20 protein-coding genes are annotated in these 19,726 nt (G+C 52.6%); 5 read left to right on the top strand and 15 right to left on the bottom strand.

Annotated elements, in window-relative coordinates; translation table 11 throughout:
• Positions 1–430 precede the first annotated feature (430 nt).
• Complete coding sequence (locus tag QOY30_RS07375; RefSeq protein ID WP_283743985.1) at positions 431–1,264, bottom strand: DODA-type extradiol aromatic ring-opening family dioxygenase; 834 nt, start codon at positions 1,262–1,264, stop codon at positions 431–433.
• 21 nt (positions 1,265–1,285) lie between these two features.
• Positions 1,286–1,822 carry an NAD(P)H-dependent oxidoreductase gene (locus QOY30_RS07370; protein WP_283743984.1) on the bottom strand — a complete coding sequence of 179 codons (537 nt, stop codon included), beginning with the start codon at positions 1,820–1,822 and terminating at the stop codon, positions 1,286–1,288.
• A gap of 134 nt (positions 1,823–1,956) precedes the next feature.
• Here QOY30_RS07370 and QOY30_RS07365 point away from each other — a divergent pair, with 134 nt between their 5' ends.
• The 4 genes from QOY30_RS07365 to QOY30_RS07350 all read left to right on the top strand — a co-directional run bounded on the left by QOY30_RS07365 (position 1,957) and on the right by QOY30_RS07350 (position 4,922).
• Positions 1,957–2,340: a winged helix-turn-helix transcriptional regulator gene (locus QOY30_RS07365; RefSeq protein WP_283743983.1), complete on the top strand. Its 384-nt coding sequence runs from the start codon at positions 1,957–1,959 to the stop codon at positions 2,338–2,340.
• A 686-nt stretch (positions 2,341–3,026) separates the two neighbouring features.
• Complete coding sequence (locus QOY30_RS07360; RefSeq protein ID WP_283743981.1) at positions 3,027–3,389, top strand: DMT family transporter; 363 nt, start codon at positions 3,027–3,029, stop codon at positions 3,387–3,389.
• Between the two features lie 42 nt (positions 3,390–3,431).
• A complete protein-coding gene (locus QOY30_RS07355) occupies positions 3,432–4,058 on the top strand; it encodes an HAD-IB family hydrolase (protein WP_283743980.1) in 627 nt (208 codons plus the stop codon).
• Positions 4,059–4,922 carry a decaprenyl-phosphate phosphoribosyltransferase gene (locus tag QOY30_RS07350; protein WP_283743979.1) on the top strand — a complete coding sequence of 288 codons (864 nt, stop codon included), beginning with the start codon at positions 4,059–4,061 and terminating at the stop codon, positions 4,920–4,922. It abuts the gene before it with no gap.
• A gap of 27 nt (positions 4,923–4,949) precedes the next feature.
• On the opposite strand, the gene QOY30_RS07345 is transcribed toward QOY30_RS07350, so the two are convergent.
• On the bottom strand, positions 4,950–5,657 hold the full coding sequence (locus tag QOY30_RS07345; protein WP_283743978.1) for a class I SAM-dependent methyltransferase: 708 nt from the start codon (positions 5,655–5,657) through the stop codon (positions 4,950–4,952).
• Between the two features lie 29 nt (positions 5,658–5,686).
• Between QOY30_RS07345 and QOY30_RS07340 the strand changes: the two genes are divergently transcribed.
• On the top strand, positions 5,687–7,663 hold the full coding sequence (locus QOY30_RS07340) for a hypothetical protein (protein ID WP_283743977.1): 1,977 nt from the start codon (positions 5,687–5,689) through the stop codon (positions 7,661–7,663).
• 585 nt (positions 7,664–8,248) lie between these two features.
• Here QOY30_RS07340 and QOY30_RS18120 read toward each other — a convergent pair.
• The 12 genes from QOY30_RS18120 to QOY30_RS07285 all read right to left on the bottom strand — a co-directional run bounded on the left by QOY30_RS18120 (position 8,249) and on the right by QOY30_RS07285 (position 19,689).
• Positions 8,249–8,473, bottom strand: coding sequence for a DUF1289 domain-containing protein (locus QOY30_RS18120; RefSeq protein WP_502958684.1), 225 nt, complete (start codon positions 8,471–8,473; stop codon positions 8,249–8,251).
• 185 nt (positions 8,474–8,658) lie between these two features.
• Positions 8,659–9,912 carry a c-type cytochrome biogenesis protein CcmI gene (ccmI, locus tag QOY30_RS07335; protein ID WP_283743976.1) on the bottom strand — a complete coding sequence of 418 codons (1,254 nt, stop codon included), beginning with the start codon at positions 9,910–9,912 and terminating at the stop codon, positions 8,659–8,661.
• Complete coding sequence (locus tag QOY30_RS07330) at positions 9,913–10,374, bottom strand: cytochrome c-type biogenesis protein (RefSeq protein WP_283743975.1); 462 nt, start codon at positions 10,372–10,374, stop codon at positions 9,913–9,915.
• Positions 10,371–10,898 carry a DsbE family thiol:disulfide interchange protein gene (locus QOY30_RS07325; RefSeq protein ID WP_283743974.1) on the bottom strand — a complete coding sequence of 176 codons (528 nt, stop codon included), beginning with the start codon at positions 10,896–10,898 and terminating at the stop codon, positions 10,371–10,373. Before QOY30_RS07325 ends, QOY30_RS07330 begins: the two co-directional genes overlap by 4 nt.
• On the bottom strand, positions 10,895–12,880 hold the full coding sequence (locus QOY30_RS07320; protein ID WP_283743973.1) for a heme lyase CcmF/NrfE family subunit: 1,986 nt from the start codon (positions 12,878–12,880) through the stop codon (positions 10,895–10,897). Before QOY30_RS07320 ends, QOY30_RS07325 begins: the two co-directional genes overlap by 4 nt.
• Before the next feature lie 17 nt (positions 12,881–12,897).
• Positions 12,898–13,383 carry a cytochrome c maturation protein CcmE gene (gene ccmE / locus QOY30_RS07315; RefSeq protein ID WP_283743972.1) on the bottom strand — a complete coding sequence of 162 codons (486 nt, stop codon included), beginning with the start codon at positions 13,381–13,383 and terminating at the stop codon, positions 12,898–12,900.
• On the bottom strand, positions 13,380–13,565 hold the full coding sequence (ccmD, locus tag QOY30_RS07310) for a heme exporter protein CcmD (protein WP_283743971.1): 186 nt from the start codon (positions 13,563–13,565) through the stop codon (positions 13,380–13,382). Before ccmD ends, ccmE begins: the two co-directional genes overlap by 4 nt.
• Positions 13,566–13,911: 346 nt before the next feature.
• On the bottom strand, positions 13,912–14,649 hold the full coding sequence (gene ccmC / locus QOY30_RS07305) for a heme ABC transporter permease CcmC (RefSeq protein WP_283743970.1): 738 nt from the start codon (positions 14,647–14,649) through the stop codon (positions 13,912–13,914).
• Between the two features lie 4 nt (positions 14,650–14,653).
• Positions 14,654–15,337: a heme exporter protein CcmB gene (gene ccmB, locus QOY30_RS07300; RefSeq protein WP_283743969.1), complete on the bottom strand. Its 684-nt coding sequence runs from the start codon at positions 15,335–15,337 to the stop codon at positions 14,654–14,656.
• A gap of 148 nt (positions 15,338–15,485) precedes the next feature.
• Positions 15,486–16,100 (bottom strand): cytochrome c biogenesis heme-transporting ATPase CcmA, encoded by a 615-nt coding sequence (ccmA, locus tag QOY30_RS07295; RefSeq protein ID WP_283743968.1) that lies wholly within the window; start codon positions 16,098–16,100, stop codon positions 15,486–15,488.
• Between the two features lie 160 nt (positions 16,101–16,260).
• Positions 16,261–16,674: a hypothetical protein gene (locus QOY30_RS07290; protein WP_283743967.1), complete on the bottom strand. Its 414-nt coding sequence runs from the start codon at positions 16,672–16,674 to the stop codon at positions 16,261–16,263.
• Positions 16,675–16,785: 111 nt separating this feature from the next.
• On the bottom strand, positions 16,786–19,689 hold the full coding sequence (locus QOY30_RS07285) for an MtrB/PioB family outer membrane beta-barrel protein (RefSeq protein ID WP_283743966.1): 2,904 nt from the start codon (positions 19,687–19,689) through the stop codon (positions 16,786–16,788).
• Positions 19,690–19,726: the final 37 nt, after the last annotated feature.

Below are 19,726 nucleotides of genomic sequence, written 5' to 3'. Positions count from 1 at the left end.
TTGTTTGAAAGTCGCTGAAAGATAATTCCGCCGATTGAACAAGAGATTCATTCGCTGGTATGCGCTCCGTGTCCCATATAGTTATCCTGGAATGCGTTTTGAAGTACCACGGCCATCTCTCCTCCTTCTGGTTTCTATTGCCCAGTGTGCGATTCCGGCAACAAGCCGGACGATACATCAGTGATGCTTACCTGATTTTTAAATGATAACCGATGCCGTACCGGAATGTTTTAAGGAAATGCCAATTATTTCCGTTCGAAGGATCACCACGAACGGAGGACTTAATCCGTATTTCCTTAAATAGCAACTGGCTCATGACATGCTGCCGTTATCGATGTGTACAGAGTTATAGCTGAACAGTTGCAACATGCGAAACGCCCTGCATACCCGTTAGAACGGGCAAGTACACGGGCTTGCTTAAGGGATGACGCTATGGAGCCGGGGCGCTGCCGAACTGAAATCCGGACACACTCTTGCCCAGCACCTGGTCGTTGTAAGCGATATGTCCGGCATCGTTCGCCGCCGCGCCGGCCGCCACCATCAGCGGGATCAGGTGTTCGCTGCGCGGGTGGCAATCGAGGGCGTTGGGCGCCTGTTGCCAGTTGATCAGCAACTGTTCGCGCTTCGAAGGTTCTGCAGTGACAGCGTCACCCAGCCAGGTGTCGAAGTTGTCCGACGCGGCCCTTGAAGTTGCATCCGTCCTGAAGAAATAGCGCAAGTTGTGATAGCTCAATCCGCTGCCAACGATAAGCACGCCTTCGTCGCGCAAAGGTGCGAGGGCTTTGCCGATGGCGAAATGCGCGGCGGGGTCGAGACAGTGCAGCAGCGAGAGCTGCACAATGGGGATGTCTGCATCGGGGTAGATCAGCTTGAATGGAATGAACACGCCGTGATCAAGACCGCGTTCATATTGTTCGTCCGTATCGATACCGGATTGCCCGAGCAATTCGCGAACACGCGCCGCCACGGGTGCAGAGCCATGCGCCGGATAGGTTAGGCTGTACGTGTGCTCTGGAAAACCATAGTAGTCGTACAACAGTTCATAGTTGTCCGTGTTGAGCACAGTGGCCTGTTCGGCTTCCCAATGGCCGGAGATGATAAGCAACGCCTTGGGGCGCTGCCCCAGCGCTTTGGGAATGCCGCGCAGATACGCGGCCATCCTGTCCCAGGTATCCGGCGGCATGCCCGGCATCGGCTCCATGAAAAAACAGGGGCCGCCGCCGTGCGGAATGAACAGGGTGGGCATGCGCGCCGGGTTGCTCATGATCAAGTTACCTTTCTGTAGTTAAGCTGCGCTCAATACATGCTGCACATAAGCTTGTGCATTGCTTTGAACTTCTGCTTCCGTCGGATTATAGAGCGCGCCTTGCATTGAGAATACAGGCAGGTATTTGGCGCGCGTGTATTGCGCCGTCATTTGCAGCGGGCGCAGCAATTCGCTCAGCGTGTACTGGTTTTGCGCACCCGCCTGGTAGGCGTGTGCCGGGCCGCCGGTGGAAACAGCAACACCGATTTCCTTGCCTTCGAGCTTGTCGCCGCCGGGGCCGAATGCCCAGCCATAGGACAACACATCGTCCAGCCATTGCTTCAGTAGCGAGGGCGTGCTGAACCAGAACATCGGGAATTGCAAAATGATGCGGTCATGCGCTTCCAGCAGTTTTTGCTCGGCGGCCACATCGATCTTGCCGTCCGGATAGGCCTTGTATAACTCATGCACGGTAGCCTTGCCTGCGTGAGGGCGCAGGTGATCGATCCATGTGCGGTTGATGCGGGACTTGCTCAAATCAGGGTGCGCAACGACAACCAGGGTCTTCTTGCTCATATTTTTTCCTTTAAAATTAGATTGAATTCAAAACGGGAATCTGGTTACTATATTGCACCAAGGCGCAAACCCTACACAAGTAGGGAGCCGAAAGTTACCTGGTTACTGCCAGGTAACCATGAAAGGAGATAGCCATGACACTGCATAAACCCAAAGACCCCAAGGCCTGCCTGTGCCCGATACGGGATGTGCTGGATCGCTTGGGCGACCGCTGGTCGTTATTGGTGATCCACGAACTGGAAGCTGGCACCCTGCGCTTCAGCGAACTCAGGAACCGCATCGGCGACGTTTCGCAACGCATGCTGGCGCAGACACTGCGCCGTCTGGAACAGGACGGCCTAGTATCAAGACAGGTATTCGCCACCGTACCATTGCGGGTGGAATACTCCCTGACACCGTTGGGACACTCCTTGCTAAAACCACTGCAAAGCATGATCGAATGGGCATTGGAAAATCATGACGCAGTGCGCGCCGCCCGTGCGGCTTATGTTGCGCCGATGGCAATCGCGGCGAATTGATATCTTTGCTTGGTTTCTAATTTCGCTCGCTTAATCGAACGAATCTGGGCGCTGGTTTTTTTATGCCACTATCTCAAGCGGTCACTCAGTCAAAGCAACTCGAAGAACTGGTTCTCGGCCGAAGCAGATTGTTTTATGGTAGCTTTCCAAGCAGATAAAGGACTGCTATGTGGTACTTTTACTCAGCGCGTGCTTTCGGCCACAGTGTTCATTCGTGAAAGTCGGCTTTAAGGCAACCAATTTTGAGGTAATTATTGTCGCGATGTGCCAAAAGCTACCATCCCCACATTTGATTTTTAAGGACCGCTTCGCAGATAAAAAGGAGACATTGGAAATATGTGCAATCTAACTGACACAATACTGGCAATCAAGAAAGTACTCAGGCAGCCGCCCACCATTTTATATTTTCAAAGCTGATTGTTATCGATACCGCGATGGCAAGATTGAACAACCGTCCCAGAATGAAACTTAGATTTCAGACAATAGAAAACATGGTCATTCCGCTCCGGAAATAGGCTTTCTGCCGAATCACATTTTGACGGTCATTACATGCTGTTCTTGAAGAATGGCAGATGTCGCCAGCCTGCGAAAGCTACTGATGGGCGATTATCTTGTGTTGTCCGTCCATGTTAAGTAGCATGCGCCACCGTTGTTGCCGTAAAAACGTACGAGAGTATCGGAAGAGCATGAAAAATATAGAGGGTTGGACGTATATGTTATTGGGGGCGCTGCTCAATGGCGGCGCAAGCATATTGCTTAAATATGCGGCTATGCAGGAAGTATCGATGCTTTCTGAGCGAAACAAGGCTTCAATCATGTTTTTGTTGCTTGCAGTGACCTGCTATATCGGGGCATTCGGGCTATATTACTTTGCGCTCAAGCGGGTTGAGGTCGGTGTGGCTTACCTTGTGATGACAGCCGTCGCAGCGATTGTTGTTAATATGTATGGACATTTTATGTTTGGGAACGTATTTGGTTTCCAAAATTGGTTGGGTGCCGCCTTGATAACGCTTGGGCTGATACTTATGATTCAAGTAAAGCCCTTGTAGGAAGTGCAAAAATATCCATCACAACGCGCTCAAGGGGACAGCTTGACTTTTCAGCAAAAACAGCGGCCCATAGTTGCGGCTTTTGATTTTGATGGGACGCTTACCCGCGGCGACAGCCTGCTTCCTTTTTTACAATTTTCTTCGGGTGTTAGCAAGTTCACAAGATACTTGTTGCAGTTGACTCCAGTGCTGGTTCAATTATTTCTCGGAAAGATCGGCAACCAGGCAGCCAAAGAGGCGATGTTGACGCGTTTCTTTGCAGGGGTTGATAAGGCCAAAATCACAGAGTTGGGCGCGCGCTTCGCCGACCAAAAGGTACCACGGCTCTTACGCCAAAAGGCATTGGCGCGCCTGCACTGGCATCAACAAAAGGGGCATTATTGCGTGTTAGTCAGCGCTTCACTGGATGTGTACTTAGAGCCATGGGGAACAGTCATGGGTTTTGATGCTGTTATTTGTTCGCAGTTGGAATTCAATAGCGAGAACCGCATCACAGGCAGACTTGTCGGCGCCAACTGTTATGGTGAAGAAAAAGTTCGGCGTTTACGTAAGTTGGTAGGTAATCCAACTGTGCTTTATGTTTATGGAGATAGCCGAGGCGACCACGAATTGCTCAAGATTGCTGACCATGCTTATTACCGATATATGCCTGATTCCGAGGAATTGTAGATGTATGCATTGATAAAACTGATGCGCCCGCACCAGTGGGTGAAGAATGCCTTCGTTTTTACGGGGCTGTTATTTTCCCATTCTTGGCATAACGTGGACACACTTAAATCCGCCCTCTTGGCAGCAGCAGGTTTTTCCTTGGTGGCAAGTGCGACTTATATCATCAATGATTACTTTGACCGAGAGCGAGATGCGCAACACCCCTTGAAAAAATCCAGACCGCTTGCTTCTGGTGTAGTTAGCGTGCAGCTCGCACTGTCGCTGGCGGTATGCTTAGGCATTACAGGAGTGGTATTGTCTGCGGCGGCGGGACAATATGCTGCTTGGTTCTTACTGGGCTACATAGTGCTCACACTGAGTTATACACTTCGACTTAAGCATGTAGTAATACTTGATGTGTTTGTTATTGCGGGCGGATTCATGTTGCGAATATTGGCGGGCACGATTGGAATCGGCATTCCTCCATCGAATTGGTTGTTGTTGTGCGGATTCATGCTGACGTTATTTCTTGGATTTGCCAAACGGAGATCTGAGTTGTTGGTGCTGGAGGGGGGCGGTAAACTCCACCGGAAAGTGTTGGGGGATTACAATAGCGCGCTACTGGATAAAATGCTTGGCGTTACCGCCGCCTGCACCATGATGAGTTACGGCCTATACACGGTCAGCGCGGACACTTATCAAATACACCATTCCAACAACCTGATTTACACGCTCCCTTTGGTTTCTTATGGGATTTTCCGCTACCTCTATTTATTGCACCAGCACCGCGTTGGTAGCGATCCGGCGCGGGAAATGAGAGGAGATGCACATCTGCTGGTGATTGTGGTGTTATGGATGGCATCTGTGATTTTGCTTACGGCATGATGCAGTTTCAAGCGGGTAAAGATGTGGTCAAAATATTTTGTGGAACACAAGCAATTCGTGACCGTAAAATAATCTTGCATAGCACTCTTCATGTTGCAGCGCCAAGCCAGCTTCTCCCGCCCAGCGTTTCACTTGCGACAACGGAACATAATGTATCCATTGCCTTGCCAACAACAAGTCGTGCAATCGGTTGCCCCAAGCTCGCCACCAAGGCCGGGCAGCCATATCCTTATATAATAAAATTCCACCGGGTTTGATCCGTGCAACGGCCTGAATAAATATGTCGCGTTGTTTTACCGTAGGAATGTGGTGCATGACATCTATCATGCTGACCAAATCAAACCGACCATCCGGCAACGCAGTTCGACAGTCGGCGAATTGCAACAAATCTTTGCCGCTGGCCGCACGATAGGCTTGTGCCATACTCTTGGCGCCTTCAAGTGCCTGAAGACTGACATCGCACCCCAAGCCCATAAAAATCTTATTGTTCAGCGCCAACCACGCCAGCAACAATCCATTTCCGCATCCTATGTCCAACACACTTGATCCATCTGGCACGGCGTTCAGCAACGGCTGCATCGGGCATATGGCCGGGCGAGCCGAAATGAGAAATCGGGAAAATGGAGATGCATCGCGATATAGCGCAACCACATCGGATGGGGAAAATTTATGGCCCATGTCGGTCACTTCAACCTTTGTTGGTACAATCGCACGATAGATAGTTTTTCCACACAATGTGTCACAGTTTCCGGTGCATAAAAAAAATGTACATAATAAATTATAAGTACCTATTCAAAGCGTTGTTGTCGCTATCAGTTGTGGCAGTTATTGGCCTGCCTATCAATACCTTTTGGCATTTTACCCTACTGGTTGCTTCGCTAGTATCGATTGTCGCGCTACCAGTCGCAAATGTTACCTCCCGAAAAGCATTGATTTCCATTGCTATCCTGGCTACCGCAATGATCCTGAATTACAGCCTGCCGCGAGCAGCTATAGAAGAGGGGCATAATCTTTTTCTGGCAGATGAAGTACGCAGCAACATATTACCGGACAACCTGCCCCTCCCCGTCTATGCCCGAATGAAGCAGCAGTTTGACCAGGCTTATCCACTAAACAAGCGTTGCGACCCGCACAAAGCTGGATGCTGGCGGTCGCCAATTTGGGCAGAATCAAATTGGGGGAAAAAGGAGTCGATCAAAACTGCCTATGCTCAATCGCTGGATAGTATATTTCGTAAAGCCAAATATAGTCGCGTGGTTGACCAGATAGAATTTTCTGATCTTGACGACTTGCGAGCAGGCTTCGTCAATGAGTTATCCAATAGCTGGTGGGGGGATGATTCTGACATAAAGCGTGCATCCATGCCTTACTTCGTCATGTATGAATTAAATGAAAGAATAGTAGATAGTTTGATGTGCTGGACAGGGGAAGTCATGTGGGAAAATGCTCAAGGAAGTTTTGATACTTTCTACAATGAACGCCTTGCTTGCAGGGCAATTACATCAGCCGACATAGGAAAACGTATTTACGGATTAAGAGTTAATCCAGAGCATCCTCTTGCCATGCAATTGAAGCCCAACACCAAGCTTAAGTTTTCCAATTTGGCTAGAGAAAGTTGCACGCTGATCGCAGTTATTGTTTCATTGATACTGATGTTGCGATGGAGTGCATGGCGCACTATTTTATTCCCCGCCTTATGCATCGCAACGACGGCAGCATTCATTCTTTTGTTTGTTCCAGGCTTAACCCATGGGTATACAATTTTTGTTGGTGGGGATGATGGCCTTACACACGAAGGCTTAGGACGAGAGGTTTTGCGCCATTTGATGACCGGCGACATTTCAAATGCGCTTCGTGGTGAGGAAGATGTATTTTACATGATGCCGGGGATGCGCTACTTTCGAGCGCTTGGATTTGTGGTTTTCGGTGAAACCAACTTTGGCTATATGGCCATGATGTTGATTTTGCCGCTGGTCGTCTTTAGCGTAGCGCGATTATTGCTGCCGCGATCTTGGAGCTTCGCAGTTCTGGCCTTGACCAGCAGCTTAATTTTTCAATTCATAACATCCGCCAACTATGGTTATGCCGATCCGATGGGATATGTGTTTTTTTTGATTGCAATATGGCTGACACTTAGCCCGTCGTCCAATCTAATTACCCGTTGGTTAGGATTCATCTTTTTGGCGTTGTCTGTATTTGTGCGGCCGAATTTAGCGATTGCGGCTGTGCTGTTAATACTCGTTCACTTTTGGCAATCTACCCGCAACATATCACTGCGAGACGCTTTACTTTCTTCCAGCGGCTTTGGACTAATTTTGCTGGTGCCAATACATAATTACGTATTTGGACACCGATTCGTCCCTCTCACGTCGGCTGCAAGCATACCGGAAAATTTGAAAGCAGCACCTTTGACATATATCCACGCAATAACGGAAGTGGTTACAGGCCATTGGTCAGGTGCGAATATGGATGTAATCAAGGAACACCTGCTTAAATATAGATCCTCATGGGAAATTTTATGTATTGTGATGGTGCTGGCCGCATGGACATATCGGAAACGAGTGCATGCACCCATGACTAATGGAATGCTGCTAGTCACTGTGGGTATGTTTCTCCCATTCTTGTTTTATAGTGCATCTGGCCGCTATCATCTGCTAGCTTGGTTATTTGCCATCATTGTCGGGGTCGGTTATATTTTCTTAATACGTACAAGTCTCCACAACACTGCTGAGTCTCGATGATGAAAATAGGTCAAACATCAAGATTGCAAATGGTGAATAAGACGGGATGTGACAACCTTCCAATTTTTCTTTTTCGATTGGATGTCTCGCACTGGCTTGTCTAGACTCTTCTGATCTTCCATTTTTCACAATGCTGGCTGCCCGAAAATGGTGTCAAAAAGAGTCACTCAAACTGGCTGATTCACACCCGTTTGTATGACTGCTTTGTAGTCGTAATGCAGACACCAATTAGTCCAGATTTCTATAACTGCTTTGTGTCGTTATTTGTGTTCGCCAATGTCCGTTTCGCGGCAACTAATTCGTTAAGCGCTATAACCGGGGTGGGTTAATAGTGTGAGTTCGAAGAAGTCAGGAGCGGACGCTCCCGCAGACTAAAACGAAATCATTTTCAGTAAACCACGAGGGGTCGGTATGGCCGAAAAAGCGATGTCATTTCTACCAGGACTCTAAAGCTTTCCTTGGCAGATTTATTTGCTTACTCAACAACTCTACCAAACTTTCGAAGCCTTCCAGATATCTTGCCTGGCTATCTCCAGTCTTCCGAAGTCGTAATGGCAAATATTTTTCACCTTTCGCAATTGACAATCAGCACAACTTTGAGGGACTTCGATTTGCCGATTCTCTTCTTTGCCTTGCATTTTGCAGAATGATTATTCGCTTCTGATTATCGGACTGCGACCATACGCAGATTTCCTGCAATGACCGAAAACAGCCCAGGCAAATATCATCGTCATTCAAGCAGCAATTGCGTATGCAGGGGGACTGCTCAATGCGTTCACTTTCATTCAACTGCGTCTCCTTCACCGGCATTGCTTGATTTCGCCCATACACTGCATGGCACAAATTCCTGAATGTTGCTTATTTTCAATCTCGCGCAAAGCGGGCGGTCATCGGGTAGAGGGCTTCCACCTCCCGGTAACTGCACCCTGCCGGGCGCTCAAATAAAAAGGGCTGGCACGTCCAGCGCCAGCCCGGATATTTTGCAGCTGCGCCGATCAGCGAACTTGCTGGTCTATGCTTATTTTGATTCCACTGCTACCCAATGCAAGCGGTTTGCTCATACCCATCAGATCGCCGGGCTGAGGCATCGCATTGCCTGATTTCGAGACGCGCGCCACGACCACCACCTGATCGAAGTTGGACATTTTCATTGCCGGCGACATGGCCATGCTATCGTCCAAGCTGAACTTGACCGGCAGGTCTTTGACCTGCTTGCGCAGAATCGCCAGCGGCATCTTCGGTCCCTCTGCTGCGCGTGCCAATACGAACACGGTGTCCTCCGGGCTCACCTGGCTCTTCAATGCGTCTGTCAGATTCACGGTTCCGGTGATCCGCTCCTTGCCTGCAGCCGCCTGTGCAGTAGCGGGTGGTTCATTGATCTGTTCAAGTGCGGGAGCAACCTTGCCACCCTTGCTCTGGGCAAGCATCTGGCGTGCCTGTTGCAAGCCTTCTTCAATCATTTTTGCATCATCGCTTCCTGGCTGGATCTGCTTCAATAGCTTCCCCCAATACCCGATGGCGGCAGCATAATCTCCACGTTCCATTGCAGCGGTTCCAGCTAGCGCCAGCGCTTTGGGAAAATTCGGATCGATCTCCAGTGCACGATCCAGCAGTTTGGTTGGTGCCCCGACAAGAGTACTGTGCGTCATCGCCAGCGCATCGGCGTAATCGGCCCACAACCCGGCCTCGTTCGGGACAAGTCTGGTCAGGCTGTCGTACTTCTTGGCACCATCTACATAGCGGCCGAGTTCGACATAGGAACGTGCCAGGATGAACAGCATTTCCGGGTCGTTAGGATTCTGGGCAGACTTTTCTTCCAGCGCCTTGAGACTGGCCTCGTCACGCACGATACCGCCACCGCCGCTAAACGCTGCCTGCGGCAGCAGGGCATTCGGATTCCCTATTTTCAGATACAACCCGACCGAGGCAAGCGGCAACAGCACTGCCAGGACGACAGCCGTGATCTTGAGGGGATGCGGTTTATTGGACACTTCTTCGCTTTTGGAACCTCCCACTTCATCCAACAGCCGTGCCTGCAGTTCGCGCTTGCCCTGCTCGTGCAATTCGGGGGTGAGCAGACCATTTTTCAGGTCGCTATCCATTTCCGTAATCTGGTCGCGCAATATCTCCAGATTCGCGGCATCGCGCTCTACAGAATTGCTTTTGGAAATGCCGCGCCACAGCGGTATTGCGACAAACAGAATGGCGACGATCGATAAGACCGCGCAGATGAACCAGAATAAAGTCATTTATTTGTTACCTTCTTCGTTAAGTAAGGAGGCGGCACGTTGTTGCGCTTCGGGAGTGAGCACGGTTTCCTGAACGGTCCGGCGACGTTTGCGCACTTGGAACACCAGCACGCCGACGCCAAGCAGCAACATCGCGAACGGGCCGAACCAGAGCAGCAAGGTATAACGTTTCATCGGCGGATCGTACAACACGAAATCGCCGTAACGAGCGACGAGATAGTCGATGATCTCCTGGTCGCTTTTACCCTTCAGCATCATCTCGCGCACTTCCTGGCGCAGGTCTTCCGCCAGTTCGGCATGAGAGCTCGCCAGGGATTCGTTCTGGCAAACCAGGCAACGCAGCCTCTCCGCCAGTCCGATCATGCGTTTTTCCAGCACGGGATTGGCTGCGAGGTCCTTAGCTTCACCCGCATAGGAGAAGACCGGCAGCAAACAGAACAACAGAATTAGCAGTTTTCTCATTTGCGCTCCAGCTCCGCAACCATGGGCAATATCTTTTCGTTCAGGCTCTGGCTTGTGACGGGTCCGATCTGTTTGTAGCGGATGATTCCCTGCTTGTCGATCACGTAAGTCTCGGGCACGCCGTAAACTCCATAGTTGATACCGACACGCCCGTCCCTGTCCATCACGTTCAGTGTGTAGGGATTGCCAGCCTGGTTAAGCCACATCTCAGCGTCTTCCTTCTTGTCCTTGTAATCCAGGCCATAGATCGGAACGACATTTTGCTGCGACAAAGACAACAGCAGCGGATGCTCTTCCTTGCACGAGACGCACCAGGACGACCAGACATTAAGCAGCCAGACCTTGCCCTTCATTTCTTCCGGACCGAAATTCTTCGCGTTGTCGTGCAACTGAGGCAGGTTGAATGCGGGCGCAGGCTTGTCAATCAGCGGCGACGGGACTTCATGCGGATCAAGCCCCAACCCGACGTACAGAAAACCCGCCAATACCAAAAAAATCACCAACGGCAAAATGAAACGCATCATGCTGTCTTCTCCCTCAATTGCTCTCCGCCCACGCTGGCGGCCTGCGTTTTGCGAGCGTGAATTCGATAGCGACGGTCGCTGATCGCCAATACACCACCCATAGCCATCATCAGGCAACCGAACCAGATCCAGTCCACGAAAGGCTTGATATAAACACGCACGGCCCAGGCAGTGGTGCCGGGAATCGGCTCGCCCAGCGATACATACAGGTCGCGCGTGAGTCCCGGTTGAATGGATGCTTCGGTCATCGGCATGCCGGAAACGTTGTACGCACGCTTTTCAGGATGCAACTCGGTCACCAGATTGCCACCCTTGCTGACGGTCACCCGGCCTTGCGATGCCACATAATTGGGGCCGGGCACGTCGATCACGCCGTCGAAGCGGAACTCATATCCACCGGCCTCGACCGTGTCGCCGACATCCATGCGCACGTCGCGTTCGGTCTCGTAACCTTTGACCATCGTCACGCCGATAATGAACACGGCAATGCCAAGGTGAGCCAGCAACATGCCGTAGTAGCTGCGGGAAGGTGTTTTTAAACGTAGCAACAAATCGCCGGAACCGGCGATGCGCTTGCGCAGATCGAGCAGCGATGTGGTGACGACCCAGGCGGCCAGCAACAATCCGAGTGCGATTAGCGGTGTCCATTTACCCATGACCAAGGGCAACAGCAAGGCGATGACCATGCTGGCGCCCAGCGCCCAGCGCACGCGCTGCCAGATATCCGGCACAGTCGCATGTTTCCAGCGTGCGATCGGACCCATGCCCATCATCATCACCAATGGAACCATCAGGGGAACGAACACGGCATTGAAGTACGGAGGACCAACGGAAAGCTTGCCGAAACCCAGCGCATCCATGAACAGCGGATACAGCGTCCCCAAGAACACGGAAGCGGACGCCACGGACAACAGCACATTGTTGGCGAGCAGCATCGACTCGCGCGAGATGAGGTCGAATTTGCCGCCCAACCCGATCTTGGGTGCCCGCCATGCGAACAGCAGCAAGGATGCGCCGATGACCACCACCAGGAAGGTAAGAATGAAAATGCCGCGCTTGGGATCGGTTGCGAACGCGTGCACAGAAGTCAGCACGCCCGACCGAACGAGGAACGTCCCCAACAGACTGAGCGAGAATGCGGCAATGGCCAGCAAGACCGTCCAGCTCTTGAACGCCCCGCGCTTTTCCGTCACCGCCAAGGAATGGATCAGAGCCGTGCCAGCCAGCCAGGGCATGAACGAGGCATTCTCCACCGGATCCCAGAACCACCAGCCACCCCAGCCCAATTCGTAATATGCCCAAACGCTACCCAACATGATGCCGATGGTGAGGAACACCCACGCCACGGTAGTCCACGGACGCGACCAGCGCGCCCAGGTTGAATCGAGTTTCCCCCCTAACAAGGCCGACAGCGCAAACGAAAATGCCACCGAAAATCCGACATACCCCATGTACAGCATCGGCGGATGGATCACCAATCCCGGATCTTGCAGCAACGGATTCAGATCGTTTCCGTCCATCGCCGCAGGCAACAGGCGATCAAACGGATTGGATGTCAGCAGCATGAACAGCAGGAAACCGGTGGAAATAAGCCCCATCACACCGATCACGCGCGCCACCATTTCTTGCGGCAGATGGCGGCTGAATGTGGCGACAGAAACCGTCCACACGGTCAGGATGAACGTCCACAGCAACAGCGACCCCTCGTGGCCGCCCCAAAGCGCTGCCACGCGGTACTGAATCGGCAATTGCGAGTTGGAATGCTGGGCAACGTACAGCACGGAAAAATCGTTGTTCACGAAGGAATACACCAGACAGCCGATGGCGACCGTGACGATGACAAACTGGCCAACCGCCAATGTGCGTGCCGTGCCCATCATCACCGTATTGTTGCGTGCCGCTCCGATGATGGGCATCACACCTTGAATGATGGAAAGAAACAAGGCGACGATGAGTGCGAAATTACCGATCTCTGGAATCATACTGAGGCTCTCAAAAATTATTTGGTTACGGGATAGGCGGCGGACGGAGCGTTGCCCGGCTGAGCTGCTGCGGTTTTTGCTGCTTCCGCCTTCTTCAATGCATCGGCGGCTTCAGGCGGCATATAGTTTTCATCATGTTTGGCCAGCACTTCTTCGGCGCGGAACACGTTGCCATCCTCCAGCTTGCCCTGGGCGACAACGCCTTTGCCTTCCTTGAACAGGTCGGGAAGGATGCCGACGTAGACCACGGGCATGGTTTTGGTCGTGTCCGTGATCATGAAATGCACAGTCAAGCCGTCCTTCTCTCTCTGCAGGCTGCCCTTTTCAACCAGTCCGCCGATACGGAAGCTTCGTCCCTGCGGCGCTTCCTTGTTATAGACCTGGGTCGGCGTGAAATACAGGCTGACGTTATTCTTCAGCGCAAACAGCACCAAACCTACCGCCGCGCCAACCAGCGCGAGGCCTGCCACAATGAACATCAATCTCTTCTTCCTGGGCGTCATGCCGCTTCTCCTGTCTTGTCGTCACCCATTTCATCGCGCATCAGCCGCAACTCGCGCAGAGCATTTTTCCTGCGGTTGCGTACCAACACGATCTCGACACCCAACACGAACAAAGCCACGCCGTATGATCCCCATACGTAGAAGGCATAACCGTTCATGGCAAAAAATTCAGACCAATTCATGACCGCACCTCCGACAGAGCGAATGGGTCGCTGCGCAGCAGCGGGGATCCCATCGGCCTACCCCTTGCGGGTACCTTACTGGTAAAACTACTAGCCAATCCACTAAGCCAGCAAGCTGCCAAGTGGCTGGTTATGGCGAAGCCAGCAGATTGCGGGATAACCAGCGACTTGGCTGCGACTCTTTGCAGCCTAGTCGAATGGCTAGTTGATTTATCCAGGAGGTGCGATGCGGTCATTCCCGCACTCGTCGCCCCCCCTCTCCTCAATCCTCTCCCGCTTGCGGGAGAGGAGGCGATTGCTCTTTCCCCCCTTGGGGGAAAGTTGGATAGAGGGCTGGCGCACCGTGTCATGACCGCACCTCCGGCAGGCTGTTCACCCAGGTGGTATTGGCTTCGCGTTCCAAGATGATGCTTCTCACCCTGGCCAGGCTCATGGCAATGACATACAGCCAGCATGCGGCCAATAACGCAAATATGGCCTCTTGCATGGCAATGTGCATGCTGGTTCCGCTGAACTTGATGGTGGAGCCCTGGTGCAACGTGTTCCACCACTTCACCGAGAAATAGATGATCGGCACGTTCACGGAGCCGACGATGGCAAGCAAGGCACTGGCTTTGTCCGCACGGCGAATATCGTCGATGGAGGCATGCAGGGAAATGAAGCCCAGATACAAGAACAGCAGAATCAATTCGGAAGTCAGGCGCGCATCCCACACCCACCACGCGCCCCACATCGGCTTGCCCCACAGGGCACCTGTCCATAGCGAAATGAAGGCGAACAGCGCGCCGGTCGGCGCCAGGGCTTGCGCCATCATGGCAGAGAGCCGTGTCTTGAAGATCAGCCCCAGTGCCGCATAACCCGCCATGATGAGGTAGATGAACATGGACAGGATGGAAGCCGGAACATGTATGAACATGATGCGATAGGCTTCACTCTGCACTGCGTCGGTGGGTGCAACGAAGAAACCGATATAGAGGCCGATGACGAACAAGATCGCAGAGGGCCACGCAAAAAATGGAATCAGCTTGCCTGCCAGACCGTAAAAGGTGGTGGGTGCCGAGTATTTAAACCAGTTGATTGCCAAATCTCTACTCCATAGAAATACGTAACGCCTGCGCCGCCACGAACGGTGTAAACACCAGAGCGAACAACATGAACGCCCCCAGCAACGACAAGTTGGAAACAGCACTCATCCCGCTGTTTACCGCATCCACTGCGCCCGCGCCGAAGATCAGCACCGGAATGCACAGCGGCAACACCAGCAACGACACCAGCACACCGCCGCCGCGCAGTCCCAGCGTGAGCGCCGCACCGATAGCCCCGATCATGCTCAGTATGGGCGTTCCCAGCAACAGCGCGACCACCAGCATCCACAACGCCTGCGGCGACATATCGAACTGCAATCCCAGCACCGGCGCAATCAGCACCAAGGGGAGGCCGGACAGCATCCAGTGCGCTACGATCTTGCCCAGCACCAAGGCGGTGAGCGATTGCGGAGCCAGCAGCATCTGCTCCAGCGTTCCATCCAGATAGTCCGCCGAAAACATGCGTGGCAGAGACAACATGGAAGACAGCAGTGCCGCAACCCACACCACGCCGGAGGCCATCTTGCGCAACATCTCCGGTTCCGGCCCGACGCCCAGAGGGAACAGACTCACCACCATCACAAAAAAGATCAGTGTAGTCAGCACATCGGCACGGCGACGCATCGCCAGCAACAAATCGCGCCGGATTACCAATCCCAGCAACCCGAACAGCGAGAGCTTGTTCATGACAGCACCTTCGACACGTTACTGGTGAAACTACTAGCCAATCCACTAAGCCAGCAAGCTGGCAAGTGGCTGGTTATGGTAAAGCCAGCCGTTTGCGGGAGAAGGTGCTGCACTGTCATTCCCGCACCCATCGCATTCGCGCACCGTGTCATGACAGTGCCAACTGCCGCATCTGCACGCCCGCCACTTGCAACGGCTGGTGCGTGGTGAAAATCGTCATGCCCCCGTTCGACAGATGTTCGCCGATTAGTTCCTGCATCAGCCCCACAGCCCCCACATCGAGTGCGGTCAATGGTTCATCCAGTATCCACAAATGCGCATCGCTAGTCAGCAAACGCGCCAATGCCACCCTGCGCCGCTGCCCTTGCGACAACACCCGCACCGGCAGATGTTCACGACGCTGCAAGCCCATACGGCGCAATACGGCAATGGCCTGCTGCTCGCTCACCGTATAGCCCGCCAACCCAGCGCTCATTTGAAGATTTTCCAGCGCGCTCAACTCGTCTTTAATGGCATTCAAGTGCCCCAGGTACAACAGCTCTGCGAAATAATCTTCGCCCAGTTCTCGAACACGCTTGCCGCGCCAGAGAATCTGGCCCTCGTCCGGCTGGATGAAACCGCACAAGGTACGCAGCAAACTGGTCTTGCCGCTACCGTTCGCCCCTTGCACCTGCATGATTTGTCCGGGATGCAGCGTAAAACTCAATCCGGAAAACAACCGATGGTCGCCGCGACTGCACGCGAGATTGCCGACTTCCAGCATGTAGGGAAAACCCCGAAATGAACAGCGGGGAATTATATACGATTAAACGGGGGGCTTCACTCATCCAACTGAAACAGCGCGGCCAAAGCTTCACAGGGAATAACCACTCTGCAAACTTGCACAAGACCAGACTTTTTGAGCGAGGTTGACTGCGGACGTATCACTTCATTTGCTCAATAGTATCCACAAAAACAATCACATCAAATTTACGATTCAGCGACTTGCTATAGAATCCGGACATCGCCACTCCGTTGGAATACTTGACTGTTACCCCCTTGGCGACTTTCGTCTTATAAACCGCAAGCCACAGCGGGCCCTTTTCTGTAGTCACCTGAAGGTAGGTATACGTGTCCGTGTCGATCACTTCCAGCACCGTGCCGTTATTCACCAGTTGGGTATCGGCAGGAATTTCCCTGGTATGACCGGGCGGCATACCCGTCCCAGTCGTGGTCAACATGCCACCATGCGGCAAGTAAACGGCTTCACTTGGCTGAATAGCATTCTTACCCTCCGTTTGTGCGGCAGCAATGCCCGATATCGAAACGAAAGCTGCCAACAAAAGTAATTTGCTCAAAGAAAATTCTCCTTAACTATCAATCAAGTCATACGAATTTGAAGCTTGCCCTGAGTCGAATTCAAAAAAATGGGGCCAAGCTATGGCCCCAATGAGTCGCTCAAGAAACATTTACAACTTGTAGTTCAGCATCACACCAAAGGTGCTGACGTGGTAGTTCATCGGACCGGAATCCAGCAGCAATGTATTGGCATCGTACGCGGCCATTACGTTGTGCATTACACCGTCATAGTGCCAATCCGCGATTCGCATACTCTCGAAACGATACGTCGCACGAATAGTGGTTTTCTTATTGATATTCCTGACCAGGTTCAGAGCCAGGGTGTTTTGCAGCGTAGTCATGTCAGGCAAAGCACTGCCCGCAAGCGCGGCCATTGCCGAGTTATTGGCGGCAATGGCGCTGAATGCGGTGGAGCCGAAGTCGTAAGAAATATGAGTGTTGCTCTTTGAAAACGTATAGTCGATTCCGAGTCTGGCGAAACCCAAATCTTCCTGCAAACCCAGCCCGATTACATCGTTGCGATCGGTAGTATTCGAAGTCCATGTATCGGTGTATGGGCGCGCTCCGTTCAGTCCGGTCGTCGTATCGGAACATGCGGAATACCCGTAAGCAGCCAGATTGGCCATCGTGCAGGATGCGGCCCCTGCCACTCCGGAGTTCATCGTCATTGACTTGCTGCCCTGCTGATAATTGTAGAAAGCGGTAATGATGCTGCTGATCGAAGGCTGGAAGTTGAGATCGAACCCAATCGAATCCTGATTGTCTTTTTTCAAGCCATAAAAAGAATCCGTATAGTTGGCTCTTTTGACCTGCATATTCACACCCACGTCCATGTCTTCCGTTGCCATGACGTTAACGCGAGTGTTCAGGATGTTCTGGTTGCGGTCTGCCTGATCGTATTTGCGGAAGAAGGACGAATAACGACTGAACAGGTTTGCATTGAGCGTTGGATATGTCGAACCGTTGACCAGCAAGCCTGCACCTGTCGTTGGATTCATATTGGCAAGCTGGGTCACCACATCCAACCCGGGCAAGCCGGTACCCAAATCCGCGAATGTCCGGTATTTGTATGCGCTTCCGCGCTTGGTGTCGTTCTCGAAAGAGATGCGCAGGGTCGTGTCCCACAAATCGCGATTGACGAATCCGAGCTTGATTTTGTTTTCCCAGGTCTTGTCACGCTCTCTGAAGTTGCGATAGAAGTCCTCACGCTCAAGAGCCCCGTTCACGCTGCTTGTCCGGGTCAGATCGTAATCGGCGGAGAGACCGTAATTTGCCTGTCTGGTAGACCGCGCCTGACCGAAGACAGGAATGTTGGAACCGTTGGCAAGGATGGCCGACGAACATCCGGGAACAACCGGATAGCCGGGTAGCGCATAGCAGCTGCCTGCCACAGCCCCGGGTGCTATCACCAAATCAGCAGCGCCGGTACCGTTGCCGGTGCTGGGGCCGCGACCGAACTGGCCGGTGAGCGGGTTATAAGCAACATATCCGCCCTTGTTGGCCGTATCGTAGAAACGGTAACTTCCCTTCACGTTAAGATCCTCGATCGGGTTCAGGGACAAACCAAGATTGATCATCTTGTTGTCGATGCGCTGATTCGCAGTCTTCTGGCTCAATGCGTTGGTGGTGTTCCAATTGCTGACCAATAATGAATTGGCTGCATAACCAGGATTTGCGCCGGTGAAACCCGTCACGCCGGCAGCTGCCAGATCGGCATTCTGGGCGTCCGAAATAGGGGCTAACAAGGTATCGTTCTGGCGATTCGATCCATAAGAAACAGCTGCGGTAAACCGGCCCTTCCAGAGATCAGGCAAGCTGCGGGCAAACTCGCCCTTGAGGTTGAACGCATCATTGTCCGGGGGCAGGTCGAAAGTTGCGTGCTGTATGGCCCCTTGCGGTGCCGCAGAGCCCAGCAGCGCATACTGGACATTCAGCGTGTTGATGTTATTGCGGAATATGGAAGCAGATGCGCGCAGATTGGCCTGAGTCAGCTCATCCGAATAAGTGAGGCCTGCCAGCATGTCATGCGTCTTGTAATCGATCGGTTCCGCGATCTCGGTCGAGACATTGCCGTCGTTCATTGCAAAAGGCCGCGCACCCACGCGTTTTTCCAGCGTGTAGCTGACATAAGCTTTCACGCTGTCGGTCAGTTTGATATCGGCACGTGTGCCGCCTTTTTTCCGCACCAGACTCAATTCGCTGTAGGGAGTTGCGGCCAATTTGGCTGCAATGGCGGCAGCCATGTTGGATTGCACCGCGCCTGTCGCGCCAGCACCGGTAGCAACAGGAATGACCCCGGCTGCAGTCATCGTTCCTGTTGTTCCGTTAATCCCGGCCAAAGCGGAAGCATTGGCATACGTTTTGCCACCATAACTCCAGCACGGTGCCGTCGGTGTACAAGCAGCGGTACCCACGGTAGGGGAACCCGTCGTGACCATGGTTGGCATGGGTAGCCCGGTAGTCAGATTGCCCGTACCTTCGCCGCTGTAGAGCGATTTCCATGTGTCGGTAAAAACGTGCATCGTTTCGTTGTAAAAAGTCTTCACCTTCCAGCTGCCATATTTGCCGGTCGTAAAGTCGTAAAACTGGTCCTTGCGGCCCACACCGCCGCCGTTGATGGTGAAGTAACGCGCTCCTTCGGAATCCTCCGACAAATTGAAGTTATTGAAATAGATTCCGTTCCGCTGATCCGAATATTCGGTTCGTTTCGCATACGGCGTGGAGTCACTTTGTTGCATAACGCCGATATCTATTCCACCCGCAAGCTGGCCTTTGGGCGCCTCCGGTTTGTCTACCATGGGAATGCTGTACATCTGGCCAGAAGGCGAACGCTGGACGGCCGACATATCTTCATCCATCTGCGTGGGGCCGGAAAGATAACCCGGGTTGGAAGCATTGCCGTTAACCGTATCCACACCTACTGCGGTATCTGCCAATGCAGACAGGCTTGCCATCTGTGCGAGTGCGGCACCGATGCAAAGCGTAATCAATTTCATACGCGGGCTGTTATTCATTAAAAACCTCCGGTCGCAATTTGTTTCGACTTTTTCA

This window comes from Sideroxydans sp. CL21 (genome assembly GCF_902459525.1).
Taxonomy (GTDB): Bacteria; Pseudomonadota; Gammaproteobacteria; order Burkholderiales; family Gallionellaceae; genus Sideroxyarcus.
This window is presented reverse-complemented; position numbering and strand designations above follow the sequence as displayed.